Annotated in this window: 1 protein-coding gene; it reads right to left on the bottom strand. The window is 55.2% G+C overall.

Translation table 11 applies throughout. From position 1 onward, the window contains the following. The coding region (locus ACO6UX_RS23960) for a DUF1601 domain-containing protein (protein WP_422450833.1) at positions 1–2,200 on the bottom strand (2,200 nt) is incomplete at its 3' end. Positions 2,201–2,377: the final 177 nt, after the last annotated feature.

The raw sequence follows: 2,377 nt of genomic DNA on the forward strand, positions 1-2,377 counted from the left end.
GAGGAATAAATTGGTCTTTCTGTGCGTTCACATGGGGCAACAGTACGGCCACGGCCTTGTTAAGATCTGGTGTCCGCTTCTGCCCTTTGTCCACCAGTTTCGCCATGGCCCACAGCAGGTTGGCAATAGCCAGGGCATTAAACTGGTCTTTCTGTGTGTTCACGCAGGGCAACAACGCGGCCACAGCCTCTTTGAGCTCTGGTGTCTGCTCCTGCTCGTTGTCCACCAGTTTCGCCATGGCCCACAGCAGGTTGGCGATATGCTGAGGAATAAATTGGTTTTGCTGTGCGTTCACATGGGGCAACAGCGCGGCCACGGCCTCGTTGAGCACTGGTGTCTGCTCCTGCCCGTTGTCCACCAGTTTCGCCATGGCCCACAGCAGGTTGACGATTCCCTGGGCATTAAATTGGTTTTTCTGTGCATTCACGTGGGGTAACAGCGTGACCACCGCCCCTTTGAGCCCTGGTATTTGGTCCTGCCCGTTGTCCACCAGTTTCGCCATGGCCCACAGCAGGTTGGCAATGCCCTGGGCATCAAGTTGGTTTTTCTGTGCGTTCACGAGGGGCAACAGGGCAGCCACGGCCTCGTTGAGCTCTGGTGTCTGCTCCTGCCCGTTGTCCACCAGTTTCGCCATGGCACACAGCAGGTTGGTGATTGCCTGTGGTGTAAAGTTAGCTTTCTGTGCGTTCACGTGGGGCAACAGCACGGCCACGGCCTTGTTGAGATCTGGTGTCTGCTCGTGCCCTTTGTCCACCAGTTTCGCCATGGCCCACAGCAGGATGGCGATATCCTGGGGATTAAATTGGTCTTTCTGTGTGTTCACGCAGTGCAACAGCGCGGCCACAGCCTCGTTGAGCTCTGGTGTCTGCTCCTGCCCGTTGTCCACCAGTTTCGCCATGGCCCACAGCAGGTTGGAGATATGCTGAGGAATAAATTGGTTTTGCTGTGCGTTCACATGGGGCAGCAGCGCGGCCACGGCCTCGTTGAGCTCTGGTGTCTGCTCCTGCCCGTTGTCCACCAGTTTCGCCATGGCCCACAGCAGGTTGGTGATTCCCTGGGGATTAAATTGGTCTTTCTGTGCGCTCACGTGGGGTAACAGCGTGACCACCGCCTCTTTGAGCCCTGGTGTCCGCTCCAGCCCGTTGTTCGCCAGTTTCGCCATGGACCACATCAGGTTGGCAATGCCCTGGGCATTAAGTTGGTTTTTCTGTGCGTTTATGAGGGGCAACAGGGCGGCCACGGCCTCGTTGAGCTCTGGTGTCCGCTCCAACCCGTTGTCCACCAGTTTCGCCATAGCCCACAGCAGGTTGGCGATACCCTGGGCATTAAACTGGTCTTTCTGTGCGTTCACTTGGGGCAACAGCGCGGCCACGGCCTCGTTGAGCCCAGGTGTCCGCTCCAGCCCATTGTCCACCAGTTTCGCCATGGCCCACAGCAGGTTGGTGATATGCTGAGGAGTAAATTGATTTTTCTGTGCGTTCACGAGGGGCAACAGGGCGGCCACGGCCTCGTTGAGCCCAGGTGTCCGCTCCAGCCCGTTGTCCACCAGTTTCGCCAAGGCCCACAACAGGTTGGCGATAGCCTGAGGAATAAATTGGTCTTTCTGGACGTGTACGTGGGGCAACAACACGACCACAGCCTCTTTGAGTTCTGCTGTGCGCTCCAGCCCGTTGTCCACCAGTTTCGCCATGGCCCACAGCAGGTTGGCAATATGCTGAGGAATAAATTGGTCTTTCTGTGCGTTCACGTGGGGCAACAGTGCGCCCACAGCCGCGTTGAGCCCTGGTGTTCGCTCCTGCCCGCTGTCTACCAGTTTCGCCATAGCCCACAGCAGGTTGGCGATTTCCTGGGCACCAACATAGCTGGCTTCATGTTTTTGGTTGCACTTGAATATTATTGCATCAAGTATTGTTGACAATAAGGCAGCTTGAGTACGCCTGACACGCTCATCCAAGGGTTTATGAGGGGTAAAAACACCCGCTGAAGTAAATGAGTGGAGTGTCGTCGTCAGGCTTCGCCAATTCCAGCTCCGCGTTGCTGTGAAATTTTGCAGCAAACGCATCAGCTGGCTTTGTTCCACTCGATTTAAAGGCCTTTTAGACGCTGACGTGTATTTTTTAATGGAACTGGCATATAGGCCGTGATCTCTCCCATCATAGCGATGACCGAAACGATCCGATTTACTCACCAGACCAGCCATTATTTCCTTTTTGGTGAGAGCATTAAAATTTTGAGCAGGGTTTACTGAACGGTGCAGTAGATATTGAGAAGGGCCTGCGGCAGCAGAATGGTAAGCTTTATTACGCCTCGGAGTTGTGCGTGGGGTATTATCCCTCTGTCTGACTGTGGCTTGTCTATATCGCCCACGCCTGTAAGC

Source organism: Endozoicomonas sp. ALB091 (assembly GCF_049310265.1).
In the GTDB taxonomy this organism is placed as follows: domain Bacteria; phylum Pseudomonadota; class Gammaproteobacteria; order Pseudomonadales; family Endozoicomonadaceae; genus Endozoicomonas.